This window comes from Streptomyces sp. NPDC057654 (assembly GCF_042800135.1).
Lineage (GTDB): Bacteria > Actinomycetota > Actinomycetes > Streptomycetales > Streptomycetaceae > Streptomyces.
Window position 1 is genome coordinate 1 of sequence record NZ_JBHVHQ010001135.1, and the last position, 2,219, is coordinate 2,219.

1 protein-coding gene and 2 pseudogenes are annotated in these 2,219 nt (G+C 75.8%); 2 read left to right on the plus strand and 1 reads right to left on the minus strand.

The features are described 5' to 3' along the window. Together ACFU99_RS41300 and ACFU99_RS41305 are read left to right on the plus strand one after the other, a co-directional pair. Positions 1 to 961 (plus strand): annotated as a pseudogene (locus tag ACFU99_RS41300) (DEAD/DEAH box helicase); the annotation flags it as partial. A 130-nt stretch (positions 962 to 1,091) separates the two neighbouring features. Further along, complete coding sequence (locus tag ACFU99_RS41305; RefSeq protein ID WP_384403249.1) at positions 1,092 to 1,961, plus strand: alpha/beta fold hydrolase; 870 nt, start codon at positions 1,092 to 1,094, stop codon at positions 1,959 to 1,961. Between the two features lie 50 nt (positions 1,962 to 2,011). Here ACFU99_RS41305 and ACFU99_RS41310 read toward each other — a convergent pair. Next, positions 2,012 to 2,219: pseudogene (locus ACFU99_RS41310) on the minus strand (NYN domain-containing protein); the annotation flags it as partial.

The window sequence follows — 2,219 nt, forward strand, 5'->3', positions numbered from 1 at the left end:
GACTCCCCGGACGCCGCGCCGCCGTCGCCGCACCCGCACCGGGTCGGCCCCGGCGGCGGCAGCACCGCAGGCGTCGGTGGCCGCGGCCCCCGTGACCGCGGAGGCCCCTGCGCCCGCGAAGACCGTGCAGCCCGCTCAGGCCGCACAGACCGCTCAGGCCGCTCAGGCCGCTCAGGCCGTGGACACGGTCGCCGCGAAGCCCGCCGCCGAGAAGCCGGCCGTCGCGCGGTCTGCCGCCGTACGGCCCGGCGTCGCCGCCGTGGAGGAGGCCGCGGTCAAGCCGCGCCGCCGCCGTCCGCGCGTCGTCAAGCCGGCGGTGGACGAGCCGTCCTTCATCACGGTCGAGAGCACGATCGCGAGCATGGCCGCGGAGGCCGAGGCGAGCGCCGCCAAGCCGAAGCGCACGCGGGCCGCCAAGCCGAAGGCGGCCGAGGCCGCTGTCGCCACGGTCGAGGGCACCGACGCGGTCGCCGAGACCCCGGCGAAGCCGAAGCGCACGCGGACCACCAAGGCCAAGGCCGCCACCGAAGTCGCCGTGGACACGGTCGACACCGCGGAAGCGACCGCCGAAGCCCCCGCGAAGCCCAAGCGCACGCGGGCCGCCAAGCCGAAGGCCGCCGAGGCGGTCGACACGGTGGAGGCCGCCGCCGAGGCTCCGGCGAAGCCGAAGCGCACCCGCACCACCAAGGCCAAGGCCGAGGCGGCAGTGGACACGGCAGAGGCGACCGTCGAAGCCCCGGCGAAGCCGAAGCGCACGCGTACGACCAAGGCCAAGGCCGCTGAAGCGGCGGTGGACACCGTAGAGGCGACCGCTGAGGCGCCGGCCAAGCCCAAGCGGACGCGCACCACCAAGGCCAAGGCCGCCGTCGACACGGCGGAGGGCGTTGAGGCGACCGCCGAAGCCCCGGCGAAGCCGAAGCGCACCCGTACGGCCAAGCCCAAGGCGACGACCGAAGGCTGACCCCGCACGGCACCGCCGAAGGCCCGTATCCCCGCACGGCCGGGGAGCGGGCCTTCGCCGTGTCCGCGGTCGTCCCCTCCGGCGGGCGGCTGACTGACGGCGACGGCGGGGCGGCGGATAGCCTCTGGGCATGAGCAGGCCGCCGATACTCACCTTGCCCGCGTGCGCCCGCGCGTACCGACTGAAGACCGAGCGCGGCGCGTTCGCCGTGTGCGACGCGCGCCCCCCGTCGGCCGAGCCGCGGGCCACCGCCCTGCTCGTCCCCGGATTCACCGGCAGCAAAGAGGACTTCAACGCCCTGCTGGAGCCGCTGGCGCGGGCCGGGTTCCGGGTCGTGGCCGTCGACGGCAGGGGGCAGTACGAGAGCGAGGGCCCGGCCGACGAGGCCGCGTACGGGCAGGACGAGCTGGCGGCGGACGTCCACGCGCAGGCCGCGGCGCTCGGCGACGGCCCGGTGCATCTGCTCGGCCACTCCCTCGGCGGCCTGATCACGCGTGCGGCGGTGCTGCGCGACGCGGCCCCCTTCCGGTCGCTGACCATCATGAGCAGCGGCCCGGCGGCCGTCTCGGCGGAGCAGCAGGCCCGTACGAAGCTGCTCATCGACGCCCTGTCCACGCGGGACATGGAGTCGGTCTGGCAGGCGATGCGCGCCATGGACCCCGAGAACCCCGCGGACGTGCCGGACGCCGCGACGACGTCCGCGGCTCTGGACGAGTTTCTGCACCGCCGCTGGCTGGACACCGAGGCGGCTCAACTCATCGGCACGGGGCGGCAGTTGCTTGGCGAGCCGGACCGGGTCGCCGAGCTGGCGGCGGTGGCGCTGCCGAAGCACGTGGTCTCCGGCGCGGTCGACTACGCCTGGCCGGTGCCGCTGATGGACGCGATGGCCGAGCGGCTGTCGGCGCACCGCACGGTGATCGAAGGAGCGGAGCACTCCCCCAACGCCGAGCGTCCGGAGGAGACGGCGGCGGCGCTGGCGGCGTTCTGGTCGCGGCACTGACTCCGCCCGGTACGGGCGGAGGTGCGATACGGGCGGGGCGCGGTACGGATTCAGTACTGCGCCTGAAGGTGCTCCCAGAACCCGTCCCGCAGCGCCCGCCGCAGGTCGGCGTGGGCCCGTAGCGAGAGCCCGAGCAGCGCCTCGGCCTCCACGAGCAGTTCCTGGTCGACGGGGCCCGGCAGATAGGGGTGGCCGGGCAGCAGCTCGGCGAGCGACGCGCGGCCGCGTTCGCCGAGCCAGCGCGCCGCGACCTGCGCG